A 26,999-nucleotide genomic window follows, 5' to 3' on the forward strand; every position below is an offset into this window, starting at 1 on the left:
GCCAGGCTGGGTGCCGCGCATGGCACATCAATGCTCTACGCCTCGTTCGACCCGCCGTGAAATCAGGGGCCTCGCATGAGCGGGCTCGCAGGCGCGCAACATGGCCAGCCCGCAACCGTGGCAGGAATGGGCGCGGCAGCGACGCGTTTCGCCGCACGCCTCCTGCCCGAAGAGGCGTGCAACGGCTTTCGAGCACTTGTGCCGACCGGATGGACGATTCCGCTCATGCCGGGAGGCGTCGCGCCTGTCGTGGCGCAGTGCGGACACGCCACTCGGCTCGCCGCGCCTATGAACCTGGAGATCGTTGCAGATCCTCCTTTTCGCGCCGAAGGCTTCTTCTGCGAGGGCCGCCGTGGCTGGGTAGGCCACAGCGAAGTGCCGCCTTCCGAGATGCGCGCGCTGCCTGCAGAGAACTGCGTCCCGATCGTGCCCGGCATCAGCATCTGGGTGATCGAGAAAGGCGAGCTTGCGCTCGAAGAGGCGGGCGCGGGCCGCACCGAATACGGTCCTGGCACCGTTTTGCTCTGGCGGGGGATGCAGCCACTCCGCGGGCGGTGGGGTCACGCGCGCTTCAGCTACATCCGGCTGAACGCCCCCCGGCACAGTCAGATCCCCGAGCATGTGGCCCCCAGCGGACCGGGCGCTGCGCAGCGTCTCGAGCACCTTGGGCTCGCGCCCTTCCTCGCGGCACAGCTCCAGACCTTCGCCGTCCACGCCGCCACATTGACAGCCGCGGAACTCGGCGAGGTTGTCGGCGGCATCGTCCAGGTCGCCGAGGCGCTGCTCAAGGCGGTGGCGTCCGCGTCCCCGGCGGCCGGTCACGAAAGCCCTGACGCCGCCAAACTGCAGGCGGTGCATCGCTACATCGAGCACAACATGCACCGCATTGAGCTGAGCGTGGCAGACATTGCGCGCGGCACCAGCATGTCGCGCGCGCAGCTCTATCGGCTGTTCGAGACGCAGGAGACCAGCGTGCGCGGCACGTTGCGCGAGCGGCGTCTGCAGAAAAGCATGGCCCATCTGGCGCAGGGCGAGGGCGAGCGGCTGAGCATCGGCGCGATCAGCCATGCCTGCGGATTCTCGGATCCGGCCGTCTTCAGCAAGCTGTTTCGCCAGCGCTTCAACGCGACACCGCGCGACGTTCGCGCTGCGCAAGGGCCGGCGAGGTAGCGCTGTTTCAAATGCAATTTATTTCATTCGAAACATTCGGGCTCGGCGCCCTGGCTGCTCCCACAGAATTGAAATTCACCCCGTCGCTGACGTTGGGTTCCTGGAGAAAACGATGAACATATTGGTAAGCAAGTCGGCAAAGCATGGAATGGCCGGCGCCCTGCTTCGCGCCGGTACACTGGTTGTCGCGGTGGTACTTTCCGCGTGCGGCGGCGGCAGCGGAGGGAGTTCCTCCTTCCCGGTGGCATTCCTGCCAGTAGTGCCGCCCCCGGACTCCGGCAGCGGTGGGGGCGGCGGTGGCGGCACTCCGTCTGCAGATGTCACCTGCAAGGACTTCGAAGGCAATCCCGTCACGGTCAAGCCGAAGTCGATCACGGTGCACAACAACTCCGACCGGGTGATCTATCCCGTGCTCTCGACGAGCGAAAACTCGAAGAACGAATGGATTCGAGGATGCTTCCGGGTCGACGACAAGCTGTACCCGACCGAGAGTGTCTACAAGCTGTACGTCAACGAGGGAACGGGGATTCCGGCCAACTCGTCGGTCACCGTCACCCTCCCGCTGTACACGGCGCTGTCGGCCGAGAAGTACATCACCTGGTGGAACGGCGGCCGTGTCGTCCTGGCGGACAGGAACGACAGGCTGCGCGAGCAGGAAGACGTGAAGCTGCAAACCCCAGGCGCCGTGTCGTGCCAGGGCCAGAACACGAGCTGCGCATTGACCGTCTATTCAAGCAAGGTCCAGTTCCCCGAGAACATCCATGCGCAGCTGTCGGAATACACCTTCGGCGATGCCATCATTCCGGATGGGCAAAAGCCGCTGCTGAAGCCCGACAACGTCGGCTACAACATCTCCTACGTCGACCACGTCTATCTGCCGGTCGGCATCGGCCCCAAGAACAACCCCTATATCGGGTACAGCGGGTCCGTGCAATCTCTGGGCAAGTTCGCCGATGCGCTGGGGTCGTTCATGGCGACCGATGCAGGCAGCGGATGGCCGGTCTACAACCTCCATTCGCTGAAGCTGCCGGGCGGCTACAACGTCTTCGCGCAACGAACGGGTGTGCTGCCCCCCAACGACGACGTGCCGGTCAAGCCGGCGGACAGCCCGCCGGTCCTGACGGTGCAGAAGTGCATCGGGGGCCAATGCACCGAAGACGAGAAGAAGAATCTGCACTTCGGCGAAGCGGTCCAGCGCATGCAGAACCTGTGGGGCTCGTGCGCCAACTGGGGTGCCGAGGACCTCAGCCCCTACGTCACCGAGACGATCGCCTGCCCGGCCGACATGGCGACGAAGATGGAGACGGTCAGGCAGTTCTTCGCGCAGAACCACGCGGACTACCTGGCGCTCTACGAGGGCGGATCCTGCAAGGGTGAGGAGCCGGAGAAGCCGGTCTTCACCTACATGGAGGCCCTCAAGCACATCTATGGCTGGGTGCCGTTCAACGAGGGGTGTGGGGCGGGCGACAACAAGCTGGCGGGGACCAAGATCCCCGGCTGGACGCATGCAACGATCCAACCCATGTACATCCACGACCTGCAATACGGCTACCGGCAGCCTGCGGTCAAGAACAACCCCAAGCTGCACTTCAACCCATACGTCGCGCTGATCCATGAAGATCTGCAGATGAATGCCTACGGGTTCTCGGTCGACGACGCCGTGGGCTTCATGAGCGAGCTGGGCGATGGCCTGGTCTTCGTGGTCGGCGGCGCCAACGGGCTGGAGAATACCAAGCAGTTCAGCTTCACGGACGGCTTCTCGCTCGCGATCGGCGCGCCGTCCACGCTGAGCCAGGGCACCCCGCTGATCAAGAAGTATGGCGTGTGCTCATTGAACCAGGAGGCGAGCGATCCGGGCTGCAGCGCGATCAAGCAGGACGTCACCATGCCGACCAACAGCCTGATCGCGGGTTTCCGGGTGGGCAGCGTGCCGAGCTATCCGGTCAAGGTGCGCTTCACCGACCTGAAGGACAACCTGTACACGTTCCATGTCACCGAGCAGTTCGCGGCGTGCGCAGCGGGTGCCGAGCCGGGACAATGTCCCAGCAACAAGGCCGGGATCAAGGCCGGACTGTCCTGCAGCGTGACCCGAAGCGACGGTGGGGTGCATCCAAAGTCGGCGCAATGGTGCAACGGGGCCAATCCGAACCAGATCAGGGACGAGCAGCTCACGAAGAACTTCCTGAGCTTCCCCGTGCCGGTCGACTACCTGCCCTGAGCGCGGCCTGACGAACGAAACAGCGCGCGCAAGCCGCGCGCTGGCCCTGTGAGACGCATCGACCAAAGCGTGAGACGGACGAGCTAACGCCTCGAGGGCGTTTGCAGAGAGACTTGCCGCGGTCACAACCCTCGAGATCATTCATGAAGAGCCTGCGCCCAGCCTGTTGCGAGCCGCACCGCCGTCATTTCCTGGGCACCTCCTTCGCGGCGGCCCTGGTCGGCGTGGGCGTCGGCACCGCATCGTCGTCCACCGAGGCGGCTTCGCTGAGCGAGGCGCAGCGCAACGCGATGACGCCCGACCAGGTGATCGGGAAGATCATGGACGGCAACGCGCGCTTCCTGTCGGGCGTGCACAAGGAGCGCAACTTCCTGGCGGAGATGCGTTCCAGCGCCGCCGGCCAGTTCCCGGCGGCCATGGTGTTGTCGTGCATCGACTCGCGCGCGCCCGTCGAGGTGGTCTGCGACCTTGGCATTGGCGACACCTTCAACGCGCGCGTCGCCGGCAACGCGGTGAACGACGACATCCTGGGGTCGATGGAATTCGCCTGCGCCGCGGCAGGGGCCAAGGTGGTGATGGTCATGGGCCACACCGGCTGCGGCGCCACCAAGGGGGCGATCGACAACGTCGTGCTCGGAAACCTCACGCTGCTGCTGGCTCGCTTCAAGTCGGCCATCGACGCCACGGTGTTCGCAGGCCCGCGCACTTCGAAGAACGACGCCTTCGTCGACGCCGTGACCAAGACCCACGTGCAGCAGGCGCTGCCGCTCATCCGAGGACGCAGCGCAGTGCTGGCCGGTCTGGAGGCGAACGGGCGTATCAAGATCGTCGGCGCCATGTACGACATTGCGTCGGGCAGGGTCACGCTGGTCTAGCCGACATGCGGTTTGACCAACGCGCACCGCGCTCAGCTTGCATCACTCGGCCGCGCCTGCAGCCTTGCCATCCCGGTGCCCCTTGCGCACCATCGGCCGCCCTCGTCGGGGCTCCTTCAACTTCCGGATTCCAATGATCTGCAAACCCGTTCTCCTGCGCCGCTTCGTCCATGCGCTCTTCCTCGCGGCAGGTGCCGCATTGGCCGGCTGCGGCGGTGGTGGTGGTGGTGGCGCAGCGTTCCACGTGCCGCCCTCGTCGCCGGGCACGCCGTCGCCTGCGCCGTTCAACATCACACCCGTTGCCTCGGCGCAGATCGATGCCGCCGTGGCCAAGCTCGACGGCGTGGCGGCCGAAGTGATGCGACGCACGAAGGTGCCCGGTATGGCCATCGCCGTGGTGAAGGACGGACAGGTCGTCTACGCCAAGGGCTTCGGCGTGCGCCGGGTCGGTTCGCCGGAACGGATCGATTCCGACACGGTGTTCCAGCTTGCATCGATGTCCAAGCCGATCGCCGCGACGGTCGTCGCCGGGCTCGTGGGAGGCCATGGCGTCTCCTGGGACATGCCTGCAGCGAGCCATTTGCCGGGCTTCAGCCTGTCGGACGCGGCGGTCACGCAACAGGTCACGATCGGCGACTTCTTCGCGCACCGCTCCGGCCTGCCGCCTGCTGCCGGCGACCAGCTCGAGGACCTGGGCTATGACCGCGAGCAGATCCTGCAGCGCCTGCGCTACGTGCCGCTGCGGACCTTCCGGACCAGCTACGCCTATGCCAACTTCGGCCTCACCGCGGGCGCGGAGGCGGCGGCCAACGCCTATGGCACCGATTGGGCGACGCTGTCCGAGCGCGTGCTCTATGCGCCGGTGGGGATGAATGCCACCAGTTCCCGCTTCGTCGACTTCATGCAGCGCGCCAACCGCGCGACGCCGCACGTGATGCAGGACGGCAGCTACCAGGCCGTCTACCAGCGCCAGCCCGATGCGCAATCGCCTGCAGGCGGTGTGAGTTCGAGCGTCAACGACATCGCGAAGTGGATGACCCTTCTTCTTCGCGACGGCCGCTACAAGGGGCGCACGGTGTACACCCCCGCGGCGCTGAAGCCCGCGATCACCGGACAGATCGTGAACGGGCCCCCGCCCGCGGACCCGTCCGAGCGTGCGAATCACTACGGCTATGGATTCAATGTCGGCACGTCGACGGGTGGGCGCCTGAAGCTGTCCCATTCGGGCGCCTTCATGCTCGGGGCGGGCACTGCCTTCACCGTGATTCCGGCGGCCGACCTCGCGATCGTCACGCTGATCAACGCCGCACCGGTGGGCGCGGCCGAAGCGCTGAACCAGACGTTCGAAGAACTGGTCGAACGTGGCACGACCTCGGAAGATTGGATCGCCGCCTATGGAGAGCGCTTCGAACCGTTCTACGCGCCCGAGGGCTCGCTGGCCGGCCAGCAGTCGCCCGCACAACCGGTGCCCGCGCTCGGCAGCAATGCCTACACCGGCACCTATGCCAGCCGTTACTACGGCAGCGCCATCGTGGAATTCGACGGCAGCGGGCTGGTGTTGAGGATGGGGCCGACGGGCGAGCGGCGCTTCCCGCTGCGTCACTGGAGCGGCAACACCTATGTGTTCGACCTGTCGGGCGAGAACGCTCCCGCAGGATCCCTCGGCAGGGTGGACTTCGAGCCCGGCGTCTCCGGCATCTCCACGGGCCTGACGATGGACTACTACGCGGAGGACCTGGACCGCGGCACGTTCACCCGCACGCCCTGAGCGGGTCAGGTCAGCGCGATCGCGCGCGCCGGGTCCAGCCGGGCGATGGCCGTGAGTGCGGCATGCCGCTCAAGCGGATCGGCATCGTCCTGGCTCAGGACGGGGTAGACCGCCACCCATGCCTCGATCGCCAATTCGGGGTCCCACCGGTCCAGGTCGTGGTGCTCGATCCTCTCGACCAGGAGCCGCGCAAAGGGTAGCGGCACGCGACCCTCCCGGTGCACGCTGAGCAACTGGCACAGCCGGATCTGCGCGCGCAGCTGCGCGGGTGCGTCCGCAGCGCGGGCGATGGCCTGCCGCAGCAGCGACACGGCTGCCTCGAGTTCGCCGCTCGCCGCGAGCCCATGGGCCTGCGCCACCACGCTGCCAAGGCCGTCGCCTGTCATGCCCGCTGCGGCGCCGCTGGCCAACGCCGCGGGCCCGCCCAAGCTGCCAATCCATTCCAGCGTGCGCGCGCTCGCCAAGGGCATGCCGTTGCCGAAGCACAGGCTGTCCAGCCCCGGCAGCCGCTGCAGCAGTGCGAAGGTGCTGCGCTCGACCTCCGCACGCGCGGCAGCGCCGGCATCGCCGATCTGCGCCAGCGCCGCGGCACTGAGCGCCTGCAGATCGAGCCAGAAAGGATAGGCCGGAAACTGGGACTCGGCAAAGCCGATGGCGTCGAGCGGCTCGGCCGCTGCGTCCTGCATGCGCCGCATCGCGTCCGCCACCTGCGAGATCGGCGCACCGATCTGGGTCATGCTGTCCGTGGCGGGTGGCAGCGCGTCGATGCTGCCCCAGTTGGCGAAGCGGCTGATGCGATAGGCGCGGGCATCGCCTGGGTCCGCTGCCATCATGACGTCGACCACGTGGTTCAGATGCGCGAGGGCGGGTGCCAGCGCCTGGGCGAGATCCTCACCGGGGGCCGGTGGGGCCAGGGCGGTGAGCGTGGGCAGGCTGGGCGGCGCTGCGAGCGCAGCGGGCGCTGAGACGGGGGAAGGGGAGGTGCCGGCCATCTCAACTGCTGGCGCGGCGACCGCCGGCGCTGCGTTCTCGGCGACGGGCACCTGATCGATCAACGCCAGCAACGCCCGCATCGAGGGCGCCTCTTCGTCCTTGGCGCGCAGCAGGTCATCGATGCGCCGGCCGGCGGCCAGGAGGCCGGTGACCAGCCCGGAGGCCTGCGGTGCGAGTTCGCTCCATGGCCGCTCCCGGGCACTCAGCTCGATCCGATCAAGCAGCCACTGGAGCGCGTTGCGGCGCGCGCGCAGTCGCGTCACGGGTGGCGACATGGCCTCCCAAAAATTCTCGTGCAGGTCGGCCAGCACCTGCAGGCCAGCGCGCAGGCCGGTCAGGCCGTCCGTCTGCAGCAGTGCGGCATTGAGGTAGCACGCCACCAGCAGGTCCTTGCCGCCATCGGCCAGAAGCGGCGCAGCAAGCCGTGCCACGCGCGGCCAGTCGGTCTGGCCGTCGGCGCCGGGGTTCGAGAGCTTGCCGATCTCCAGCTGCAGCGCGTCGAAGCGCGGATCCTCCCGCACATTGCTGCCCGCGGGCTGCATGGCGGTGACGGGCCGGCTTCCGATGCCGTCCAGCAGGGCAATGTCCACTTTGGTCGTTCCTCGTCGTCTTGTGGCGCAGCGCGCTCAGTCCCAGATGGCCTCGACGCAGAGCGCGTCGAAGTAGTAGCCCGCGCCGCGCTCGGTGCGAAGCAGCGCGGGACGCTTCGGATCGGCTTCGATCTTTCGGCGCAGGCGCAGTATCTGAACGTCGATCGAGCGATCGAACACGTCGTCGAAGGCGCGCGTTCTTTCGATCAGCTGCTCGCGCGTGACGATCGTTCCGGGCGCGCCCAGGAACATCACCATCAGGTTGAACTGGCTCGGCGACAGCGCCACCTCGCGGCCCTCGCCGGACCGCAAGCGGCGCGTGTTGAGATTCAGCTCCCAGCCGTCGAACCGGTAGGCCCGCGGATGCTTGCCGCGCGTCACCGGACTGCGGATTGCATCGGTGCGACGCCAGACCGCGCGCATGCGCGCCAGCATCTCCCGCAAGGAGAACGGCTTGACCACATAGTCGTCTGCACCGAGTTCCAGCCCCATGACCCGGTCGGCTTCGTCCTCGCGCCCGCTCATGCAGATGATCGGGAACCGGTGTTCCTGGCGCCAATGACGCGTCAGGTCCACGCCGTCGCCGTCGGGCAGTCCGAGGTCGAGCAGCACCATGGTGTAGTCGCGCTGCTCGACGGCCTCGAGCGATTCCTTGACGTTGCGGGTCACGTGGCTCTCGATGCCATGGCCCGCCAGGTAGCTGCCGAGGAGCGTGGCCAGTGAACCGTCGTCGTCGACGATCAGGACGGGCCCGCGTGGTTGCGGGTTCGTGGCTTCGATCTTCATGCGCATGGTCTTTCCAGTGGGGGCTCGGCGCCGGCGGTGTCGAACAACGGCACTTCGAGCCGGAACAGGCTGCCGTGCCCTGGCGCCGTGGCCATGCCGACGAAGCCTCCGTGCCCGCTCGCCACGCCCGCCACGATCGCCAGCCCGAGGCCCGAGCCCCCCTGCGCCTGGCGTGTGGAATAGAACGGATCGAACAGGTGCGGCCAGTGATCTGCGGCGATGCCGTGGCCGTCGTCCACGACCTCCACCCAGCCGTGCGCGCCACCGTTCCCGGCGCGTTGGTCGCCCAGCACGATGTCGAAGCGGACGTCGCACCGGGCCGCGGCGCTGTGCGCGCCGACCGTGAGCGTGACCTGCTGCCGCGCTGCCTGCACCGCGTTGCGCAACAGGTTCTGGACCGCCCGCAACAACTGCCCGCGATGGGCCAGCACCAGGGGTGCGGACAACGTCCGGGCGCGTTCGGCCATGGGTGCGCGCGTGATGCGGATGTGCGCGGGGCACAGCGGGCGTGCCATCTCGATCGCCTCGTCGACCAGTGCGCCGAGGTCGACACGCTCGCGCTTCGGATCGCCCTGGCGCGCGGCGAGCAGGATCTGCTGGGTCATGTCGATGCCACGGTCGGTGGCGCGGCCCAGTTGCGCCAGTTCGGCCTGGGCCGGACTGTCGGGCGGAATGCGCTCGCCGGCGATTTCGGCACACGCGCGGATCGTGCCCAGCACATTGTTGAAGTCGTGGGCCACGCCACCGGCCAAAAAGCCGAGCGATTCGAAGCGACGTGCCTGGTCGAGCCGGGCCGCCATGCGCTGGCGTTCGCCGATCGAGACCGCGAGCAGCAGCGACAAAACAGCAATGCCGATGAGGTCGACCTGCAGGGTCCACATGCCGTAGCCGAATTCCTCGTAGGGGCCGAAGCCGGCCAGCGTGAGGCCGACCATGCCGATGGCGATCACCGCATTCAGGGGGGCCACCAGCACCATGCCGCTGCGCACCGCGGCCCAGCACAGCGGCAGGGAGAGGGCCGTGCGCACCACTTCGTCGTGCATGCCGGGCACCAGCGCCAGCGCCAGGCAGGCGAAGGTGGCCGCGATCGGCGACCAGTTGCTGCGCTCGCGCAAGACCGTGTTGGCCGCTGGTGTTCCACAGGCAAGCAGTGCGGGCACCAGCGTCAGCATGGCTACCGCATTGGCAACGTAGACACCTCGCCAGGGCGCCAGCCATTCGGCCGCACTGCCCCACCAGAGCAGGGTGGCGACCAGCGCCGCATGCAGCATCGACCAGCCCACCGGCAGAAGCAGCGTGAAGCGCAAAAGGCGGCGCGAGGAATCCAGGTGCCCGTCGTTCGCGATCCAGCGCTGTCCGAGCCAGGCGCCCAGCGCGACTGCGAGCAGGGCCAGCGCGGCCAGCATGACGTTGACCGCCGACCATGTCGAAGGCGCACGCGCGCCGGCCAGCGCCAGCGCCCCGGCGGCCAGCAGCAGGTACAGCGGCCACTCGCGGACATGCCGGCGCCACAGCAACGCCACGCCGATGGCGGGCGCCGGCCAGGCGAGCGTCGACAGCGACGGGTCGGCCGCCATCCCCGGGCCGGCATGGGCGGGGAGGTAGTAGGACAGGCCGAGCAGAAAGGACAAGGCGGCGCAGCCGGCCAACACACCGGGCGGGCGCAATTTCGGGGACCCCGGTTCTTTCATCTGTAACGGTTGCATTTTGCGGCCGGACTTTAACCGCACTCGGTCAGCCAATTAACGGTTGAGACGAATTGACAAAAGTTTGAGATGCATCGACTAACGGGGAAACACTTTTTAACCCGAAACTTCGTCGCTCCGGAAACGCACGGCATTCAACGTCGCCTGCCACTGAAATGAATACTTTCGATGGCGTCTTGTGTGAAATGCATGGGGCGTTTTTTCCTCTGGCTTTTTGCGTTGGGTCACCCAACCTATTTCAGGAGATTTCCATGGCAGCCGATGGATCAGTCGCTCCCAAGGAGCGCGTCAATATCGTTTATCGCCCCGCCGTCGGCGATGCGCAGTCGGAAGTCGAATTGCCGCTGAAGTTGCTGGTACTGGGCGACTTCACGGGGCGCGCCACCGATCAGGCCGTCGAGGACACCAGGCCGGTGTCGGTCGACAAGGAGAACTTCAACGACGTGCTGAAGGCCCAGAAGCTCGAACTCAGCATCGGCATCGACAGCAACCTCGACCCGAAGGCCCCCGAGGGCGCGCCGTTGCCGGTCAAGCTGAGCTTCGAGTCGATCGACGACTTCTCGCCCGATGCTCTCGTCGGGAAGGTGCCCGAGCTGCAGCAACTGCTGCTGTTGCGCGACGCGCTCAAGGCGCTGAAGGGGCCGCTCGGCAACATCCCCGATTTCCGCAAGCGCGTGCAGGAGCTGGTCCAGGACGATCAGGTGCGCGCGCGCCTGCTGGGCGAACTCGGCATCGAAGAAAAGTAACGGAAGGCCCGCCATGGAAAAAACACAAGCCCAGCCGGACGCCTCTGCGCCTGCCGCCGCCGCTGCCTCGCTGCTGGACGAACTGGTCGCATCCGCGCGCGTCAAACCCGGCGACGATGCCTATCCGATCACCCGCCAGGGACTGCAGGCGTTCATCTCGCACCTGCTCGAGCCGCAGAACGCGGTCGAGCGTGTGACCCAGGCGACCGTCGACGACATGATCGCGGGGCTCGACCAGAGGCTCTCCGGCGCGGTCGACGCGATCCTGCACCATCCCGAATTCCAGGCCATGGAGTCTGCCTGGCGCTCGCTGAAGTTCCTGGTCGACCGCACCAACTTCCGCGAGAACGTGAAGATCCAGATCCTCAGCGTCAGCAAGCAGGCGCTGCTGGAAGACTTCGAGGACGCCGCGGACGTCACGAAGTCGGGGCTCTACAAGAACCTCTACACGGCCGAATACGGCCAGTTCGGCGGACAGCCCTTCGGCGCGATCGTGGCCAACTACGAGTTCGGCCCCGGGGCGCAGGACATCAAGCTCCTGCAGTACGCCGCCAGCACCGCTGCCATGGCGCACACGCCCTTCATCGCGGCGGCCGGGCCGCAGTTCTTCGGCATCGACACCTTCGAGCAGCTGCCGAACCTGAAGGACCTGTCGTCGGTGTTCGAGGGCCCGCAGTTCGTCAAGTGGAATGCCTTCCGCGAGAGCCAGGACGCGCGCTACGTGGGCCTGACCCTGCCGCACTTCCTGCTGCGCACGCCCTATGGGGCCGACACGGTGCCGAGCAAGAAGTTCAACTACCAGGAGAGCGTGACCGGCGGCAACAAGGACTTTCTCTGGGGCAACGCGGCCTTTGCGTTTGCCTCGAGACTGACCGAGAGCTTCGCCGACTACCGCTGGTGCGCCAACGTGATCGGGCCGCAGGGCGGCGGCACGGTGTCCGATCTGCCGATCTACTCGTACGAGTCGATGGGCGCGATCCAGAACAAGATCCCGACCGACATCCTCATCTCCGAGCGGCGCGAGTTCGAGCTGGCCGAGCAGGGCTTCATCGCGCTGACGATGCGCAAGAACAGCGACAACGCGGCGTTCTTCTCGGCCAACTCGACGCAGAAGCCGAAGTTCTTCGGCCAGAGCAAGGAGGGCAAGGAGGCCGAGCTCAACTACAAGCTCAGCACCCAGCTGCCCTACATCTTCGTGGTGAGCCGGCTGGCGCACTACATCAAGGTGATTCAGCGCGAAAACATCGGCATGTGGAAGGAGCGCGCCGACCTCGAGAAGGAGCTCAACCTCTGGATCCGCCAGTACGTGGCCGACATGGACAACCCGGCCGCGGGCGTGCGCAGCCGCCGTCCCCTGCGCCAGGCGGAGATCAACGTGCTCGACGTCGAGGGCGAGCCGGGCTGGTACCGGGTCGATCTGAAGGTGCGGCCGCATTTCAAGTACATGGGCGCGTCTTTCACACTGTCGCTGGTCGGCAAGCTCGAAAAGAATTAGTCCTTTATTGCAGGAGCGGCCCGTCCATGTTGCATGGGTAACCTGGACGGCCCAAAAGGAAATGCTGCGGTAGCCGCTCCCCAACACAATTGAGACCAACGCAGCCAATAACTCTGCCCCAGGCCGCGATTCAAATCCGAATGATGCGAACGCATTCTTCGAATTGACGGGGTTTTAACGTCGGCACGAATTGCCGAACAAAGAAAGTATTCAAATGCCGATGCCGTGCTACCTCACCCTCGAAGGTCAGAATCAGGGAAAGATCGAAGGCTCCACCAAGGTCAAGGGCCATGACGGGAAAATCCTCGTGCAGGCCGTCGAGCACACGATCGAGATTCCCAAGAGTCCGCAGACCGGCCTGCCCACCGGCAAGCGCGTCCACGGCCCGACCACGCTGACCAAGGAAATCGACAAGTCCTCGCCCAAGCTGTTCCAGGCCCTGACCTCGGGCGAGCAGATGAAGTCGGTGGAGCTCGAGTTCTACCGGATCTCGCCCAAGGGCACCGAAGAGAAGTACTACACGGTCAAGCTCGAGAACGCCATCCTCACGAGCATCCGCTCCTGGACGCCCAACTGCCTGAACCCCGAGAACAAGCAGATGGGGCACATGGAAGACGTGGCGTTCACCTACGAGAAGATCACCTGGACCTTCAATCCCGACGGCATCGAAGCCGAGGATTCCTGGCTCGCGCCGAAGTCCTGAGCGGACGGCGGCTGATCGCGTGCCGTGAGTGAATTCCGCCTGCTCGAACGCGTGGCCCGCTGGGAAAGCGGAACCGAGCGCCATGCTGCCGCCGGGGCGAGCCTGCTGATCGACTCCGTGATCGCGCACCTGCGCTGCATCCTGAACACCCGCCAGGGCAGCGTCCCGCTCGATCCGCACTTCGGCGTGCCGGACTTCACCAATCTCGCGGGCGGCCTCTCGGCCGGATCGGTGCGCGACATCGAAGTCGCCATCCGGCAGGTGATCCTGCGCTACGAGCCCCGCCTGGGTGCGCCCCAGGTGAGGCTGCGTGCCGATCCGCTCGAACCGATGTCGCTGCGCTTCGATGTCGATGGGCGGCTCGATGTGGACGGCCAGGAGATCCCCTTGCAACTATCGACCATCGTCGGCAGCAACGGCAAGGTCAGCGTGCCCGACCATGCACTGAGGCGTTGACCGCCTCGCGCGAACCGCGCCCCCAGACGAGATGAGCAAAGCCACATTTCTTCGCTACTACCAGGACCAGCTGCAGCAATTGCGCACGCTGTCGGTGGACTTCGCACGCGCCAACCCGGCGTTGGCGCCGATGCTGGCCGAGCCCTCGGGCGATCCGGACGTGGAGCGGCTGCTCGAAGGCGTGGCCTTCCTCAACGGCCTCACCAGGCAGAAACTGGACGACGAATTTCCGGAGCTGCTCCAGGAGCTCGCCAACCAGCTGTTCCCGCACTACCTTCGGCCGGTGCCGGCGGCGACGCTCGTGGTGTTCGAGCCCAAGGCCCCGCTCACCGAGGCGGTGCAGGTGCCCGCGGGCAGCGAGCTCGCCTCGCTGCCGGTGGATGGCACGCGCTGCCGCTTTCGGCTCAGCCATGCACTGCAGGTGGAGCCACTCGCGCTGCGCGGCTTCGAACTTGTGCACGATGCGGGCCGGGTGCCCGCGCTGCGGCTGGACTTCGCGCTGCAGGGCATCGACCTCTCGCAATGGCGGCGCGGGCGGATCCGGCTCTTCCTGGGCGCGGGCTTTGCCCAGGCCAGCAACCTGCTGATGCTGCTGATGACCCGCGTGGCGCAGGTCGAAGTCGCCGCCGGAAGCCCGCAACAGGGCGGCGAACGCTTCCCACTCGGCCGCGAGGCGCTTCGATGCGCCGGCTTCGATCACGAGATGCTGGCCTATCCGCAGCATGCCTTCTCGGGGTTTCGCGTCATCCAGGAATATTTCGCGCTGCCTGAGAAGCTGCTGTTCATCGAGCTCGACGGGTTCGAGCGCTGGGGTGACGCACGCGCCGGCCAGCAATTCAGCGTCTGGCTCACGCTCACGGACCTGCCGGAGTGGGCGCCCGAGCTGCGTGACAACAGCTTTCAGCTCAATGTGGTGCCGGTGCTCAACCTGTTCGAACACCCCGGCGAACCGATCCCGCATGAACACCGCACGAGCGAGTACCGCGTGCGGCCCGAGAACGAGAAGAAGGGCCACTACCAGATCTTCTCGGTCGACCGCGTCGTCGGCTATGTGCAGGGTGCGGGCGAGGAGCGCGTGTACCTGCCCTTCGGCATGGCCGGCCTGCCGGGCCAGGCGAACCAGGCAGATCAGGCACCGGCGAGCTACTCGCTGTCTCGCCGCGCTTCGGCCGTGGGCCGCGGCCAGGACCTGTTCATGTCGATCGCCACCCCGCGCCACCAGCCGCTGGCGAGCGAGACGCTGTCGATCTCGCTGACCTGCACGAACCACGAGCTGCCCGAGAGCCTGAAGCTCGGCGACATCTGCCAGCCCACCAGCAGCTCACCCGAGCGGCTGTCCTTTCGCAACATCCGGCCGGTCACGCCGCAGCTCGATCCGCCGGCCGACGAGCACCTGCTGTGGCGGATGATCTCGCACATCTCGCTGAACTTCCTGTCGCTGGCCGATGCGGCCAACCTCAAGATGATGCTGGGCCTGTACATCTTCTCCGAGCGACAGGACCATGGCCGCGAGATCGCCAACCGGCACCGCATCGCGGGCATCGAGTCGCTTCTCGCCGAGCCGGAGACGCGGTTGCTCGGACGGCGCATGCTCAGCGGCCAGCGGCTGCGCCTGGGCTGCCGCAGCAGCCACTTCGCGAGCCTGGGCGGCCTCTATGTCTTCGGTTGCGTGATCGAGCGCTTCCTGGGCGACTACGCGACCATCAACGCCTACACCAGGCTCGAACTGCGCGACATCGACACGGGCGAGGCCTTCGAATGGCCGGCCAGACTGGGACGGCAATGCCTGCTCTGAAAGACGATCTGCGCGCTCGGGCCTCGAACTACGGCTATTTCCAGGCGATCCGCCTTCTGCGCCGCGCCGGGGTGCGCAACATCCGCGTGCGGCCCCATCTCAGCCTGGGGTTTCCGGACAACGACATCGCGCGCATCGAGCGCATGCGGGGTGCCGCAGCCGACGGCAGCGAGGACGCCTACCGCGTCACGGCCAGCTTCTTCGGCCTCTACGGTGTGTCATCGCCGCTGCCGACCTTCTACACCGAAGACCTGCTCGACGACGAGCGCGAGGGCCGCCACGCGCGGCGCGACTTCCTCGACATCCTGCACGGCTCGCTCTATCCGCAGCTGTTCGATGCCTGGCGCAAGTACCGGCTGCAGATGCGCGTGGTCGAGGATCAGGACCCGGAAGCGCTCGACACCCTGTACGCCTTCGCCGGCCTGGGCTCGCCCGCGCAGCGCGAGAGCCTGGCGCCCGAGGCCGGGAGCCTGCTGCGCCATCTCAATCTGTTCGCGCAGCGCACGCGCTCTGTGCTGGGGCTTCGCACGCTGCTGGCCGATGCCTTTGCGCCGGCCACTGTCGAGGTTGAGTCCTGCGTGCCGAACTGGGTGCCGATACCCGACGACCAGCGCCTGCGGCTTGGGCTGCAGGCCCATGCACTGGGTGAAACCTGCCCGCTCGGCGTGCAGGTCGAGGACTGCGACAACCTGCTGCGCCTGGTCTTCGCCGAACTGCCGGAGGCGCTTTTCCAGCAACTGCTGCCGGGTGCGGCGGGCCATCGGCGGCTGCAGTTTCTGGTGCGCTTCTATCTCACGCGGCCGCTGCAGGTGGCTGTCGAACTCAGGCTGCGCAAGGACCAGGGACGCACGGCACGTCTCGGTGCGCCGGTCTGGTCGCGCCTGGGCCTGGACACCTGGCTGCCCGGTGCGCGGGACGGCGACCAGCCGGCCGTCGGCTTCCGCCTTGCGGCGCCCCTCACTTCCCCTACAAGGACCACTCCCCATGTTGCTGGTTGAACTCAAGCCGCTCGTCGGCCGCCTCGACGACCATTGCAAGTCCTCGCTCGAGAACGCAGCCGGCCTGTGCATCTCGCGCGGCCATTACGAAATCACGCTCGAACACCTGCTGCACCGGTTGCTTGACGAGCCGCAGGCGGACCTGTCACTGCTGCTGCGCCAGAACGGTATCGATGCCGGCGTCCTTCGCCACGGCGTCGACCGCGTCCTGGAGGAGATGCGCACCGGCAATGCCGGCCGGCCGGCGTTCTCGCCGCTGTTGCTGGAGCTGCTGCAGGATGCCTGGCTGCTGGGGTCGGTGGACCTCGGGCAGACGCTCATCCGCTCCGGCGCCGTGCTCGCCGCGCTGGTGGCGCGCGCGGGTTTCTATGCCGGCGGCGCCCTGGGGCCGCTGCTGCGCCCGCTGCACAAGGAGACCCTGCTCGCGCAGTTCCCCAGCGTCTGCGCCGGCTCGATCGAGGGCCATCCCTCGGCCGTGGGGGAGGGCGCAGGCGTCGAAGGCGGTGCAGGCGGTGCAGGCGGCGCGCCGGCCGGTGCGATCGCCAAATACTGCGAGAACTTCACCGACAAGGCGCGCGCCGGCAAGATCGATCCGGTCTTCGGCCGCGACGCCGAGATCCGCCAGATGGTGGACATCCTCGCGCGCCGGCGCAAGAACAACCCGATCTGCGTCGGCGATCCAGGCGTGGGCAAGACCGCGGTGGTCGAGGGCCTGGCGCTGCGCATCGTCGAGGGCGACGTGCCCGAGATGCTCAAGGACGTGACGCTGCTGGGCCTGGACATGGGCATGCTGCAGGCGGGCGCCAGCGTGAAGGGCGAGTTCGAGAATCGCCTGAAGGGCGTCATCGAGGAGGTCAAGGGCTCGGCCACGCCGATCATTCTCTTCATCGACGAGGCGCACACGCTCATCGGCGCAGGCGGGCAGGCCGGTACGTCGGATGCGGCCAACCTGCTGAAGCCCGCGTTGGCGCGCGGCGAGCTGCGTACCATCGCCGCCACCACCTGGGCCGAGTACAAGAAGTACTTCGAGAAGGACGCTGCGCTGGCGCGCCGCTTCCAGCTCGTGAAGCTCGACGAGCCCGATGTCGCCACCGCGATACAGATCCTGCGCGGCCTGCGCGAGCGCTACCAGGAGGTGCACCAGGTCGCCATCCGCGACGACGCGCTGGTGGCCGCGGCCGAACTCTCCAGCCGCTACATCACGGGCCGCCAATTGCCCGACAAGGCCGTGGACCTGCTCGACACCGCGTGCGCACGGGTCAAGGTGCTGCAGCACGCCAAGCCCGACCGGCTCGAGGACACCGAACGGCGCATGCAGGCGCTCGAACGCGAGGCGCGCGGCCTGCGGCAGGACGTCGATCATCGCCAGCCCGTGGATGCCGGGCGTTTTGCCGACATCGACGCGCAGATGGGCTCGCTCGCGGCCGAGGCCGAGGACCTGCGGGCGCGCTGGCAGGCACAGCGCGCCGCCGCCCAGGTTCTGCGCGACGCGCGCGCGGCCTTCGGCGCGGCGCGGCGCGAGCAGGGCGAGCAAGGAGAATTGCCCGAGGCGCCGGCGCTGCAGGCGCTCGAAGCCGTGCTGGTCCAGGCCGAGCAGGCCTTCGCCCGCGCCCAGGGCGGCGACGCGCTGGTGCGTATCGATGTCGATCCCGAGGTGGTGGCCAAGGTGGTGTCCGACTGGACCGGCGTGCCGGTCGGCAAGATGCAGCGCGACCGCGCGAGCACCGCGCTGGGCCTGGCCGATGCGCTCAAGCGCCGCATCCGCGGACAGGACGCCGCGCTCGACCAGGTGGCCGAGATCGTCAAGACCGCGAGTTCGGGCCTGAACGATCCGCGCCAGCCGCTGGGCGTCTTCCTGCTGGTCGGCCCTTCGGGGGTCGGCAAGACCGAGACCGCGCTGGCTGTCGCGGACCTGCTGTTCGGCGACGAGAAGTCGACCGTGGTCGTGAACATGAGCGAGTTCCAGGAGCGCCACAACGTGAGCCGGTTGATCGGCTCGCCGCCGGGCTACGTGGGCTACGGCGAAGGCGGACTCCTGACCGAAGCGGTGCGCCAGCGGCCGTATTCGGTGGTGCTGCTCGACGAGGTCGAAAAGGCCCACCTGGACGTGCTCAACCTGTTCTACCAGGTCTTCGACAAGGGGATGCTGTCGGATGGCGAGGGCAAGGAGATCGACTTCGCCAACACCGTCATCTTCCTCACTTCCAACCTCGCCACCGATGTGATCACCGAGATGACGCAGGGCGACGATCCGGTCGATCCGGCCCTTCTTGCCACTGCGATCCGGCCGCTGCTGTCGAGCCACTTCAAGCCCGCACTGCTCGCGCGCATGACCATCGTGCCCTATGTGACGCTCCACGCCCAGGCGCTCGGCGGCATCGTGCGCCTGAAGCTCGAGCGCATCGCCCTGCGGCTGGCGCACAACAACAAGGTGCGCTTCACCTTTGCCGACGCGGTGGTCGAGCGCATTGCGGCGCGCTGCACCGAGGTGGAGACGGGTGCCCGCAACATCGACTTCATCCTGCGCGGAAAGGTGCTGCCGCTGATGTCGCAGCAGATGCTGCAGCGCATGGGCAGCGGCGAGCCTGCCAGCACCGTTCATCTGGATGTCGGTGCCGCGGGCGAATTCACGGTGCGCTTCGATGCCGAGGCCACCGCCTGATCCACGAGTCCAAGCCATGCGCACCCTCTCCGATCGCCTTCCCTCCGACCGCCGCTTCGAGTTCGCAAGCGCGGCCTGCCCGAGCGACACCTTCGCGGTCGTGCGCATGAGCGGCTTCGAGGCCATTTCGAAGCCCTACCGCTTCGAACTCCTGCTCGTCTCCGACAACGCGCAGCTGGACCTCGCGCGCGTGCTCGCCGCCAAGGCCGAGCTGCGCATCCTCGCGCCCGACGGCCGCGCGCAGGCCACCCCGTATGCGGGCGTGCTGGCCGAGTTCGACCAGCTGCACCAGGCTGGCGGCTTCACCTTCTACCGTGCGGTGCTGGTGCCGCGGTTGTGGCAACTCTCGCTCTGCCGGTCTTCCGAGGTCTACCTGCACGAGCAGACCATTCCGGAGATCGTGGAGGCGATCCTGAAGGGCGCGCGCTTCAGCCCGGCGAACGACTACGAATTCAGGCTGATCGAGCGCTATCGCCCGCGCAGCTATGTCTGCCAGTACCAGGAGACGCCACTGGACTTCGTCTCGCGGTGGTTCGAGCGCGAGGGCATCTACTACTATTTCGAACAGGTCGATGGCGCCGACCGCTTGGTGTTGCTCGACGGCAAGATCGCCCAACCCGCCCAGGCGGTGGCGGTCAACTACCGGCCGGCCGACGAACTCGATGTCGGACTGGCGCCGGATTCGGTCCAGGGCTTCGTCTGTCGCACGCGACCGCTGCCGCGCAGCCTGGTGCTGCAGGACTACAACCACCGACGCGCGGGTGTGCCCTTGGTGGCACAAGTCGAGGTCGCGGCCAACGGCATCGGCGAGGAGATGCTGTATGGCGAGAATTTCCGCACCGAGGAGGAGGGGCAGCGCTACGCCAACATCCGTGCGCAGGAACTGCGCTGCGGCGAGCGCGTATTCAGTGGCGAATCCACCGCCGTGGGCCTGCGCACCGGCTATTTCATGGACCTGTCGCACCACTACCGCGACGACTTCAACGGCCGCTACCTGGTCACGGAGATCACGCATGAAGGCTCGCAGGCGGGCGCGCTGCTGGCGGGCCTGAAGACCCCCTTCGACGAGCGTGAGGGCCACACCAGCTATCGCAACAGCTTCCTCGCGCTGCCGGCGGCGGCCCAGTTCCGTCCCTCGCGCACCACGCCGAAGCCGCGCGTGGCGGGCACCATGAACGCCACGGTCGACGCCGAGGGCAGCGGCGACTACGCCGAGCTCGACGCCTACGGCCAGTACAAGGTGCAGATTCCTTTCGACCGCAGGGAGAAGGGTGCGGCCAAGGGCTCGGCGCCGGTGCGCATGGCCTCGCCCTACGCGGGCAGCGATCACGGCATGCACTTTCCGCTTCACAAGGGCGCGGAGGTGCTGCTGTCGTTCACCGACGGCGACCCTGACCAGCCTGTGATCGTCGGCGCAGTGCCGAATTCGCAGAACCCGAACGTGGTCGACCAGCGCAACCCGCAGGACAACTTGATCAGCACCAAGGGCGGCAACCAGGTGCTGATGGCCGACACCAAGGGCAAGGAAGTGATCTGGCTGCATTCGCCCTTTCACAAGAGCAGCATCGGCATCGGCTCCGTTCATCCCGAGGGCGGCGGCAGCATCTACGAGGCCACCACCGGCGGCATGGACGCGGTGTCCTTCGGCAACAACAACGCGATGAGCTTCGGGCCGTCGAATTCACTCTCGCTCGGTACCAGTGCGTCGATCGGCGCGGCCTTCTCGAATGCTGTCTCGATGGGTACGAGCATCGGCATCAGCGCGTCCTCCAGCATCAGCTGGTCGATGAGTCTGGGGACGCTTCCCGCCATGGGCGCGTTCAAGGGCTCGGACGGCCTCAAGAACCTCTCGATCGACGACTCGAGCGGGGTCAGCCTGTCGCGCTCCTTCGGGGGCAAATCCAACGACACGGCAACCATCCAGGCCGGCGCGTTCGAGGATGAGGCCACCTCTGCCGCACTCGAGAAGTCGAAGCAGAAGCTGCGCGCGATGATCGCTGCCTACACGGCGCTGAACTTCGCGCAGTCCACCGCCTTCGGCATGGCGGTGAACGCGAGCGCCGGCGGGGCTGCACTGGGCTCGAAGCAGAAACAGGCCAAGAAGGACCAGGAGGCCAGGGACGCCAAGTTCGCCGAGGACGAGGCCAAGGACGAGGCGAGCGAAAAGGAAGGTCTCAAGAACAAGCTGATTCCTTCCGACGTCAAGACCGACGCCGACAGGCTGGCATGGCGGCTCGCCGAAGAAAAAGAGATCGAGGACAAGTACAAGAAGCGCGCCGCCGAACACGCCGCCTCTTCGAACCCCGATCGCCAGACGCTGCAGGGCTGGCCCGGCATCATCGGCAAGTTCGGGCTGGATGCAGTTTCCAATGTGACCGCGATGGCCTTGATGCAGGCCTATGCAAGAAAGCTGCAGGCCGAGATCGAGGACCTCAAGTTGATGAGTGAGATGAGCCTGGGGGTGGACGGCATCAAGCAGACGGTCAATGGCCCCGACGCGGGCATACCGGCGTTCCAACCCATGCAGGCGCTCGATGTTCACTGCGAGTTCGACATGTCGCCCTCGAAGGGCGTGAGCATCCAGGCAAAAAAGAAAACCGATTGGAATGCGAATCCGCCGACCGGGGGCGAAATAACCATGGGCGCCAAGCGCATTCACTTGTCTGCCGACCAACTCGAGTTCGATGCGCCGACGGGCCACCTGGGCAACCTCGTCGGCAACCGGTTGACGGGCTTTTCCTATTCGGTGGGCAAGGACACGGCAAGCCTGCAGTCCAAGCAGGGCACGGTGAAGGCAGAAGCGGATGCCCTGGACCTGGCTGCGCCGAAGGTGCGGATCAGCGTGGCGGCCAACAACGTTGCCTCGGCGACCCGGCGCATCAGCATCGACAGCAGCTCGGCCTCGCTGACCTTTGGTGTTTCGGGGTGGAAGGCCAGCGATCAGGGCCTTGAGCTCACAAGCGGATCCGCATCGGGGAAGTTCCAGTCGTTCGGCGTCAGCCTCGACGGCGCCCTGGTCAAGCTGGGCTGAGACCTCGACCATGAAGATCATCAAGCCCGACAACATGGCGGTCGTCCATCGCGCGCTGCGATGGCAGGCACAGGACCGCCTGGCCGTCGGCCTGGTGGCCCTGTTTCCGCTGGCGTCGGCGGGCCTCGATGCGCTGCGCCCCGAAACCGAGCTGTGGCAGCGACTGGCGCAGGCGCCCGGCGCGCCGGCCGTGCTCGACGAGGGCTACCCGAAGCCGAAGGCCGAGTTCCTGATCTACGGCGAGGCCTGTGCGCCCGGCGCCAATGCCGTGACCGAACTCGCGGTGCGCGCGCGCGTCGGCAGCCTGGTCAAGCCCCTGATCGTCCATGGCGACCGGCAATGGAGCGCACTCGGCACGATGTCGGCGACCGCGCCCTTCACACGCATGCCCCTCGTGCCGGCCAACGCCTTCGGCGGCCCGGGCAACGAAGCGAACGCGCTCGGCAAGGCCGCGCCGGCCCTGCCCAACGTGGAGGACCCGCGCGATCCGATTGCCTTCATGGGCGACCGTCCGGCGCCGGCCGGCTACTGGGGTGTCGACAGCGGCACGCCGCAACGCCAGCGGCACCTGGGCGCCGTCGGCACGGCCTGGCTGCAGAAGACCTGGCCGCACCTGCCCGAGGACACGGGCGGCGACTACTTCCAGAGCGCGCCGCCGGACCAGCGACTGGCCGGATTCTTTGCCGGCGACGAGGCGATCGAACTGAGCCATCTGCATCCCGAGCAGCCGCACATCGAGAGCGCGCTGCCGGCCTTGCGCGGTCGCTGCTTCGCGGCGCTTCGCGGCCAGGGCGAACAGGCCGGGTTCAGGGAGATCGCCACCCGTGCCGAGACGCTCTGGCTGATGCCGGGCCTGGGCCTGGGCGCGGTGCTCTACCGCGGCACGCTGGAGATCGACGACGAGGAGGCACAGGACGTTGCCTGCCTCGTCATGGGCTGGGAGCGGTTGTGCGACGCGCCGCTGCCTGATGCGCACTACCGCGACCAATTGCCGCCCCCGGCGGCCGCGGGGTCGGCAGCGGCAACGGTGGCACCAGCACCCGTGCTTGCAGCGCCCGCTGCAGCGGGTGCGACCGATTCGGCATCGCCGGGGCAAGCCCCGAAGCCGAACGTGGCCGCCCCGGTGCCCGCAGTGGTTGCCGACCCTGCATCGGCCGAGATCGAACGCCTCACGGCCGAGATGAATGCACAGACGGATCGGCTGCTTGCCGAGCACGGCATCCCGCGCTCGCAGATCGAGGCCATGATGCAGCCGCCTCCACCGCCGGTGCGCGACGTGTCGCTGGCCGAGATCGATGCCATGACGCAGAAGCTGCAGGCTGAGCGCGCGGCCGTGCTGGCGCAACACGGCCTCACGCAGGCCGATGTCGACGGGTTCATCCGCGGGCGCCAGGGCGCGTTGCCGCCGGCCGACGTGAGCCTGGCGGACATCGAGGCGCAGACACGGCAGATGCGGCTGAACACCGAGCAGGTGATGCGCGACAACGGCATCGACCATGACGACGTGGCTGACTTCCTGAGCAGCCGCGGTGCCCATGACGATGCGGTTTCCTTCATGCGTCAGTTTCCGGCGTTGGCGTTGATCGATGCGAAGCCGCCGGCGCTGCCGCCGCCTGGCGCACCGTCGGCCACCGGCGCAGCGGCCACCCCAACGCCTGCGAGCATCGCGGCGGCACCAGCAGCACCTGCACCAGAACCGGAACCCGCGTTCGCGCCCGCGCCCGCGCCCGCGCCCGCGCCCGCGCCCGCGCCCGCGCCCGCGCCTCATCCTCCGACCAACCGCGAGGAAGTGATCACCTGGCAGGCCGAGGGCCGCAGTTTCGCGGGGCTGAAGCTGGACGACCTGGACCTGAGCGAGCTCGACCTGTCCAACGCCGACTTCAGCACGGCCACGCTCGAGAAGACGCGCTTCGACCGCACCCGACTCGCCGGCGCCCGCTTCGACCAGGCCATCCTGCAGGGGGCCAGCTTCGAGGGCGTCGATGCGACGAACGCCAGCTTTCAGTCGGTGCGCGCGGCCGGCAGCCGGTTCACCGGTGCCGCACTCGGAGGCGCCACATTGAACGCGGCGGATTTCAGCGGCAGCGCGTTCAACGCCGCCAGCCTGCAGGACGCCCAGTGCGCCAGGGCCGACTTCAGCGGCAGCCGGATGGCCGGCCTGCGTGGCGCGAACCTGCAAGCCGAACAAGCCGACTTCAGCGGCTGCGCGCTCGAGGGCGCGGACCTCACAGGTGCGACGCTGACGGCCGCGCGCTTCGATGGAGCGCTCATGGAAGGCGCCGTGCTGGCCTGCGTCCAGGCCGAGCGTTCGCAGTGGTATGCCACGCAGGCGCCGAAGGCGGACTTCAGCGGTGCCAAGCTGCGCGGCGCGCGCGCCGGCGTGGGCAGCGTGTTCGCGGGCGCGAACTTGCGCGGCGCGAATCTCGATGGCGCGGCCTGGAGCGATGGCGTCGACCTGCAGGGCGCGGCCATGCAGTCGGCCTCGCTGGAAGGCGCGGACTTCAGCGGCGCGCGCGCGGCCGGACTCCTGCTGGCCCGCGCCAATGCGAGGGGCGCCAATTTCTCCCGCGCCGCGCTGGACGCTGCCGACGCCTCCGGTGCCAACCTGATGGGCGCGTCGCTGCGCCATGCGCAGCTCGCTGGCGCGCAACTGGGCGGCGCCAACCTGCACGCCATCGACGCCTATGGCTCGGCCATCGTGAATGCCCACACGGCGGGCGCACTCACCACAGGCACGCTGATGCAGATCCCGGGCCGGCCCGAGGCGCGACAGGCATGAACGCGACCGGACCCGCTTCCTTCGCCGATGCCGACGCCGCCCTGGCGGCAGTTGCCCAGGGCGGCCGCCAACTGGCCGGTGCCAGCGTCGCCGGACTCGACTTCGCAGGGTGCGACCTTTCCAGGGTGCACTGGCGCGACGTCGACCTGCGACAGGCGCGGCTAGAGCGTGCCAACCTGGAAGGCGCCGTGTTCGAGCGCTGCACGCTGGCCGGGGCCGTGCTCGCCGAGGCCATGCTCACGGCCACCCAATGGCAAGCCTGCGACCTGCAAGGCGCGCTGCTGCGCGACTCGCTTGGTGAGCGCATCTCGATGAGCGAATGCAGCCTGCGCGAGGTCGATGCCGCAGGCGCGCGATGGACCCATGCCACGCTCGACCGATGCGATCTGTCGGCAGCCCGCTTCACCGATGCCGCGCTGCTGCGCGTCGATGCGTACCAGTGCCGCTTCGACGGCACCGATTTCAGCCGCGCGCTGATGCAGCGCTTCACCGCCATGGACGCCGACCTGGGCAGCGCCCGCTTCGACGCCACCGACCTGACCCAAGCCTACCTCGCCGGCGCCAGGCTGGCGGGCCAGCGACTGGGCAACTGCGTGCTGCTGATGGCGCAGTTCAACCGGGCCGATCTCGCGGGCGCCGACTTCTCGAAGGCGCAGCTGCGGCAGGCCCAGTTCCAGCACGCGATGCTCGAGGGCGCAGCGTTCAGCGGTGCGACGGGCCTGCACGTGCGCTTTGGCGATGCACGCCTGGCGCGCGCGCTGCTGGACGAAGCCAACTTCGAGATGTCGGACTTCGCGCGTGCCGATCTCGTGGCCGCGCGGCTGGTGCAGCTGCGCGCAACGCAATCGAACTTCGCGGGTGCCCGCTGCCAGGGCGCGCAGATGGCGCGGGCGGTGTTCGTCGACAGCGACTTCTCGCATGCCGATCTGAGCGACGCCGATTGCAGCCATGCCGACTTCAGCGGCGCGAACCTGCATCGCGTCGTCGAGCGCGGCACGAACTGGCGCGACGCCGTGCGTCGCGGCAGCCATGCAACCGATGCCGGGCGCGCCCGCGCCGAAGACTGGCGCCCGACGCCGGCCACTCTTTCCTGAGAGCACCTCCCCATGAGCAACCACGACCCATCCCTCTCGACCTGCGCGCTCGACCGCGCTGCAGAGCCCGGGCCCCGTCTCGTCACAGGCACCGTCTGCGGTGGCGCCGGTGCCTGGCTGTTCGTGCGCAGCAGCGAAGGCGAGCAGCGCGCGCAGGTCGCGCCCAGCTGTCTGCTGGCGCCGGAAGACGGCGACGTGGTGCTGCTGTGCCTTGTGTCCGACATGCCGCTGGCCGAGCCGCGGAATGGCGCGACGAGCGTGCTGCCCTGCCGCCAGCACGTGTTGGCCGTGCTGTCGCGCCCGGCGACAGCGCAGGCAACGCTGCAGCTGCCGGGCGGCGCCAGGCTCGTGACGCAGGAGGGGAGCCTTCGCATCGAAGGCCGCGAGGTCGGCATCACGGCGTCCTCCGGGCTGCGGGCGCGCACGCCGCAGTTCACGCTGGAGGCCACCCGGGGCGACCTGCGCTTCGGCCACGCGAATGCCTCGGCCGGCAGCTTCACCGGGGTCGTCGGCGAGATGCGGCTGTTCGCACGCGATCTCAGCGCGCAGGTCGGCCGCCTGGTGCAGAAGGTGCGAAGCAGCTTCCGCACGGTCGAAGAACTCGACGACCTGCGTGCCGGGCGTACGCGCTGGGAGGTCGAAGGCCATGCCCAGCTGCATGCGCGGCAGGCCACCGTGCTCGCCGAAGGCACCGTCAAGATCGACGGCCAACGCATCGACCTCGGTTGAAGGGCGCCACCCATGTTCGCAGTGACCCTTGCCGGCGGCCAGTGCCTGGCCACCCCCGATGTCTGCCAGGTGCCCACGCCCCTGGGACCGGTGCCCACGCCCTTTCCGAACATCGGCGTGCCGCCGATGGGCGATTCGCCGACCACCAAGGTGCTGGTGAGCGGCATGCCCGCGCTGACCAAGGCCTCGAAGATTCCGCTCACCAACGGCGACCAGCTCGGCACGGCCGGGGGCGCGGTGTCGGGAAAGGTGATGGGCGAAGTCGAGTTCATCGCCGGCAGCGCGAAGGTCAAGTTCGAGGGCCAGGCCGCCGTTCGGTTGGCCACACCCACCAAGCAGAACGCCGGCAACGCCGTGGGCGCGGTGCTCGCACCAAGCCAATCCAAAGTCGTCATCGTCAGCTGA

General features: G+C 67.8%; 19 protein-coding genes. 16 read left to right on the plus strand and 3 right to left on the minus strand.

The features are described from left to right. Nucleotides 1-75: 75 nt before the first annotated feature. The 4 genes from AC3A6J_RS21080 to AC3A6J_RS21095 all read left to right on the plus strand — a co-directional run bounded on the left by AC3A6J_RS21080 (nt 76) and on the right by AC3A6J_RS21095 (nt 6,031). Nucleotides 76-1,170 carry a helix-turn-helix transcriptional regulator gene (locus AC3A6J_RS21080; RefSeq protein WP_487861941.1) on the plus strand — a complete coding sequence of 365 codons (1,095 nt, stop codon included), beginning with the start codon at nt 76-78 and terminating at the stop codon, nt 1,168-1,170. A gap of 112 nt (nt 1,171-1,282) precedes the next feature. Next, nucleotides 1,283-3,388 (plus strand): hypothetical protein, encoded by a 2,106-nt coding sequence (locus tag AC3A6J_RS21085; RefSeq protein ID WP_487861942.1) that lies wholly within the window; start codon nt 1,283-1,285, stop codon nt 3,386-3,388. Nucleotides 3,389-3,531: 143 nt separating this feature from the next. Beyond that, a complete protein-coding gene (locus tag AC3A6J_RS21090) occupies nt 3,532-4,263 on the plus strand; it encodes a carbonic anhydrase family protein (RefSeq protein ID WP_487861943.1) in 732 nt (243 codons plus the stop codon). A gap of 133 nt (nt 4,264-4,396) precedes the next feature. Continuing rightward, nucleotides 4,397-6,031, plus strand: coding sequence for a serine hydrolase (locus AC3A6J_RS21095; RefSeq protein ID WP_487861944.1), 1,635 nt, complete (start codon nt 4,397-4,399; stop codon nt 6,029-6,031). A 5-nt stretch (nt 6,032-6,036) separates the two neighbouring features. Here AC3A6J_RS21095 and tssA read toward each other — a convergent pair whose 3' ends face one another. The 3 genes from tssA to AC3A6J_RS21110 are packed head-to-tail and all read right to left on the minus strand — an operon-like array spanning nt 6,037 to nt 10,031. After that, on the minus strand, nt 6,037-7,614 hold the full coding sequence (gene tssA, locus AC3A6J_RS21100; RefSeq protein WP_487861945.1) for a type VI secretion system protein TssA: 1,578 nt from the start codon (nt 7,612-7,614) through the stop codon (nt 6,037-6,039). Nucleotides 7,615-7,650: 36 nt separating this feature from the next. Beyond that, complete coding sequence (locus AC3A6J_RS21105; protein WP_487861946.1) at nt 7,651-8,400, minus strand: response regulator; 750 nt, start codon at nt 8,398-8,400, stop codon at nt 7,651-7,653. After that, a complete protein-coding gene (locus AC3A6J_RS21110) occupies nt 8,397-10,031 on the minus strand; it encodes an ATP-binding protein (RefSeq protein WP_487861947.1) in 1,635 nt (544 codons plus the stop codon). Before AC3A6J_RS21110 ends, AC3A6J_RS21105 begins: the two co-directional genes overlap by 4 nt. Before the next feature lie 326 nt (nt 10,032-10,357). Between AC3A6J_RS21110 and tssB the strand changes: the two genes are divergently transcribed. The 12 genes from tssB (at nt 10,358) to AC3A6J_RS21170 (ending at nt 26,999) form a co-directional block, all read left to right on the plus strand. After that, on the plus strand, nt 10,358-10,852 hold the full coding sequence (gene tssB, locus AC3A6J_RS21115; protein ID WP_487861948.1) for a type VI secretion system contractile sheath small subunit: 495 nt from the start codon (nt 10,358-10,360) through the stop codon (nt 10,850-10,852). A 13-nt stretch (nt 10,853-10,865) separates the two neighbouring features. Beyond that, entirely contained in the window at nt 10,866-12,347 is a 1,482-nt protein-coding gene (tssC, locus tag AC3A6J_RS21120) for a type VI secretion system contractile sheath large subunit (RefSeq protein ID WP_487861949.1), read from the plus strand. 214 nt (nt 12,348-12,561) lie between these two features. Beyond that, nucleotides 12,562-13,050, plus strand: a complete 489-nt coding sequence (locus tag AC3A6J_RS21125; RefSeq protein WP_042579186.1) for an Hcp family type VI secretion system effector — start codon at nt 12,562-12,564, stop codon at nt 13,048-13,050. A 24-nt stretch (nt 13,051-13,074) separates the two neighbouring features. Beyond that, complete coding sequence (gene tssE / locus AC3A6J_RS21130) at nt 13,075-13,506, plus strand: type VI secretion system baseplate subunit TssE (RefSeq protein ID WP_487861950.1); 432 nt, start codon at nt 13,075-13,077, stop codon at nt 13,504-13,506. A gap of 31 nt (nt 13,507-13,537) precedes the next feature. Continuing rightward, nucleotides 13,538-15,301 (plus strand): type VI secretion system baseplate subunit TssF, encoded by a 1,764-nt coding sequence (tssF, locus tag AC3A6J_RS21135; protein ID WP_487861951.1) that lies wholly within the window; start codon nt 13,538-13,540, stop codon nt 15,299-15,301. Continuing rightward, the gene (tssG, locus tag AC3A6J_RS21140; RefSeq protein WP_487861952.1) at nt 15,289-16,299 is read left to right on the plus strand and encodes a type VI secretion system baseplate subunit TssG; all 1,011 of its coding nucleotides are present in this window, start codon (nt 15,289-15,291) and stop codon (nt 16,297-16,299) included. The genes tssF and tssG overlap by 13 nt, the downstream gene beginning before the upstream one ends. Further along, nucleotides 16,286-18,961, plus strand: coding sequence for a type VI secretion system ATPase TssH (gene tssH / locus AC3A6J_RS21145; protein WP_487861953.1), 2,676 nt, complete (start codon nt 16,286-16,288; stop codon nt 18,959-18,961). The genes tssG and tssH overlap by 14 nt, the downstream gene beginning before the upstream one ends. A gap of 16 nt (nt 18,962-18,977) precedes the next feature. Next, the gene (locus tag AC3A6J_RS21150) at nt 18,978-21,992 is read left to right on the plus strand and encodes a type VI secretion system Vgr family protein (RefSeq protein ID WP_487861954.1); all 3,015 of its coding nucleotides are present in this window, start codon (nt 18,978-18,980) and stop codon (nt 21,990-21,992) included. A 10-nt stretch (nt 21,993-22,002) separates the two neighbouring features. Next, nucleotides 22,003-24,771 (plus strand): DUF2169 family type VI secretion system accessory protein, encoded by a 2,769-nt coding sequence (locus AC3A6J_RS21155; RefSeq protein ID WP_487861955.1) that lies wholly within the window; start codon nt 22,003-22,005, stop codon nt 24,769-24,771. Further along, nucleotides 24,768-25,865, plus strand: coding sequence for a pentapeptide repeat-containing protein (locus AC3A6J_RS21160; RefSeq protein WP_487861956.1), 1,098 nt, complete (start codon nt 24,768-24,770; stop codon nt 25,863-25,865). Before AC3A6J_RS21155 ends, AC3A6J_RS21160 begins: the two co-directional genes overlap by 4 nt. Nucleotides 25,866-25,877: 12 nt before the next feature. Continuing rightward, nucleotides 25,878-26,594: a DUF3540 domain-containing protein gene (locus AC3A6J_RS21165; protein WP_487861957.1), complete on the plus strand. Its 717-nt coding sequence runs from the start codon at nt 25,878-25,880 to the stop codon at nt 26,592-26,594. Nucleotides 26,595-26,606: 12 nt separating this feature from the next. Then, entirely contained in the window at nt 26,607-26,999 is a 393-nt protein-coding gene (locus tag AC3A6J_RS21170; protein ID WP_487861958.1) for a DUF4150 domain-containing protein, read from the plus strand.

The sequence above is a fragment of the Variovorax sp. Soil_C_39 genome (assembly GCF_057656815.1).

What these genes read in the sequence shown, in the direction of transcription:
- AC3A6J_RS21095 (WP_487861944.1), top strand. Translation starts at nt 4,397, where the DNA reads ATGATCTGCAAACCCGTTCTCCTGCGCCGCTTCGTCCATGCGCTCTTC.
- tssH (WP_487861953.1), top strand. Translation starts at nt 16,286, where the DNA reads ATGTTGCTGGTTGAACTCAAGCCGCTCGTCGGCCGCCTCGACGACCAT.
- AC3A6J_RS21080 (WP_487861941.1), top strand. Translation starts at nt 76, where the DNA reads ATGAGCGGGCTCGCAGGCGCGCAACATGGCCAGCCCGCAACCGTGGCA.
- AC3A6J_RS21150 (WP_487861954.1), top strand. Translation starts at nt 18,978, where the DNA reads ATGCGCACCCTCTCCGATCGCCTTCCCTCCGACCGCCGCTTCGAGTTC.
- tssB (WP_487861948.1), top strand. Translation starts at nt 10,358, where the DNA reads ATGGCAGCCGATGGATCAGTCGCTCCCAAGGAGCGCGTCAATATCGTT.
- AC3A6J_RS21165 (WP_487861957.1), top strand. Translation starts at nt 25,878, where the DNA reads ATGAGCAACCACGACCCATCCCTCTCGACCTGCGCGCTCGACCGCGCT.
- AC3A6J_RS21160 (WP_487861956.1), top strand. Translation starts at nt 24,768, where the DNA reads ATGAACGCGACCGGACCCGCTTCCTTCGCCGATGCCGACGCCGCCCTG.
- AC3A6J_RS21170 (WP_487861958.1), top strand. Translation starts at nt 26,607, where the DNA reads ATGTTCGCAGTGACCCTTGCCGGCGGCCAGTGCCTGGCCACCCCCGAT.
- tssF (WP_487861951.1), top strand. Translation starts at nt 13,538, where the DNA reads ATGAGCAAAGCCACATTTCTTCGCTACTACCAGGACCAGCTGCAGCAA.
- AC3A6J_RS21090 (WP_487861943.1), top strand. Translation starts at nt 3,532, where the DNA reads ATGAAGAGCCTGCGCCCAGCCTGTTGCGAGCCGCACCGCCGTCATTTC.
- tssC (WP_487861949.1), top strand. Translation starts at nt 10,866, where the DNA reads ATGGAAAAAACACAAGCCCAGCCGGACGCCTCTGCGCCTGCCGCCGCC.
- AC3A6J_RS21125 (WP_042579186.1), top strand. Translation starts at nt 12,562, where the DNA reads ATGCCGATGCCGTGCTACCTCACCCTCGAAGGTCAGAATCAGGGAAAG.
- AC3A6J_RS21085 (WP_487861942.1), top strand. Translation starts at nt 1,283, where the DNA reads ATGAACATATTGGTAAGCAAGTCGGCAAAGCATGGAATGGCCGGCGCC.
- AC3A6J_RS21105 (WP_487861946.1), bottom strand. Translation starts at nt 8,400, where the DNA reads ATGAAGATCGAAGCCACGAACCCGCAACCACGCGGGCCCGTCCTGATC.
- AC3A6J_RS21155 (WP_487861955.1), top strand. Translation starts at nt 22,003, where the DNA reads ATGAAGATCATCAAGCCCGACAACATGGCGGTCGTCCATCGCGCGCTG.
- tssG (WP_487861952.1), top strand. Translation starts at nt 15,289, where the DNA reads ATGCCTGCTCTGAAAGACGATCTGCGCGCTCGGGCCTCGAACTACGGC.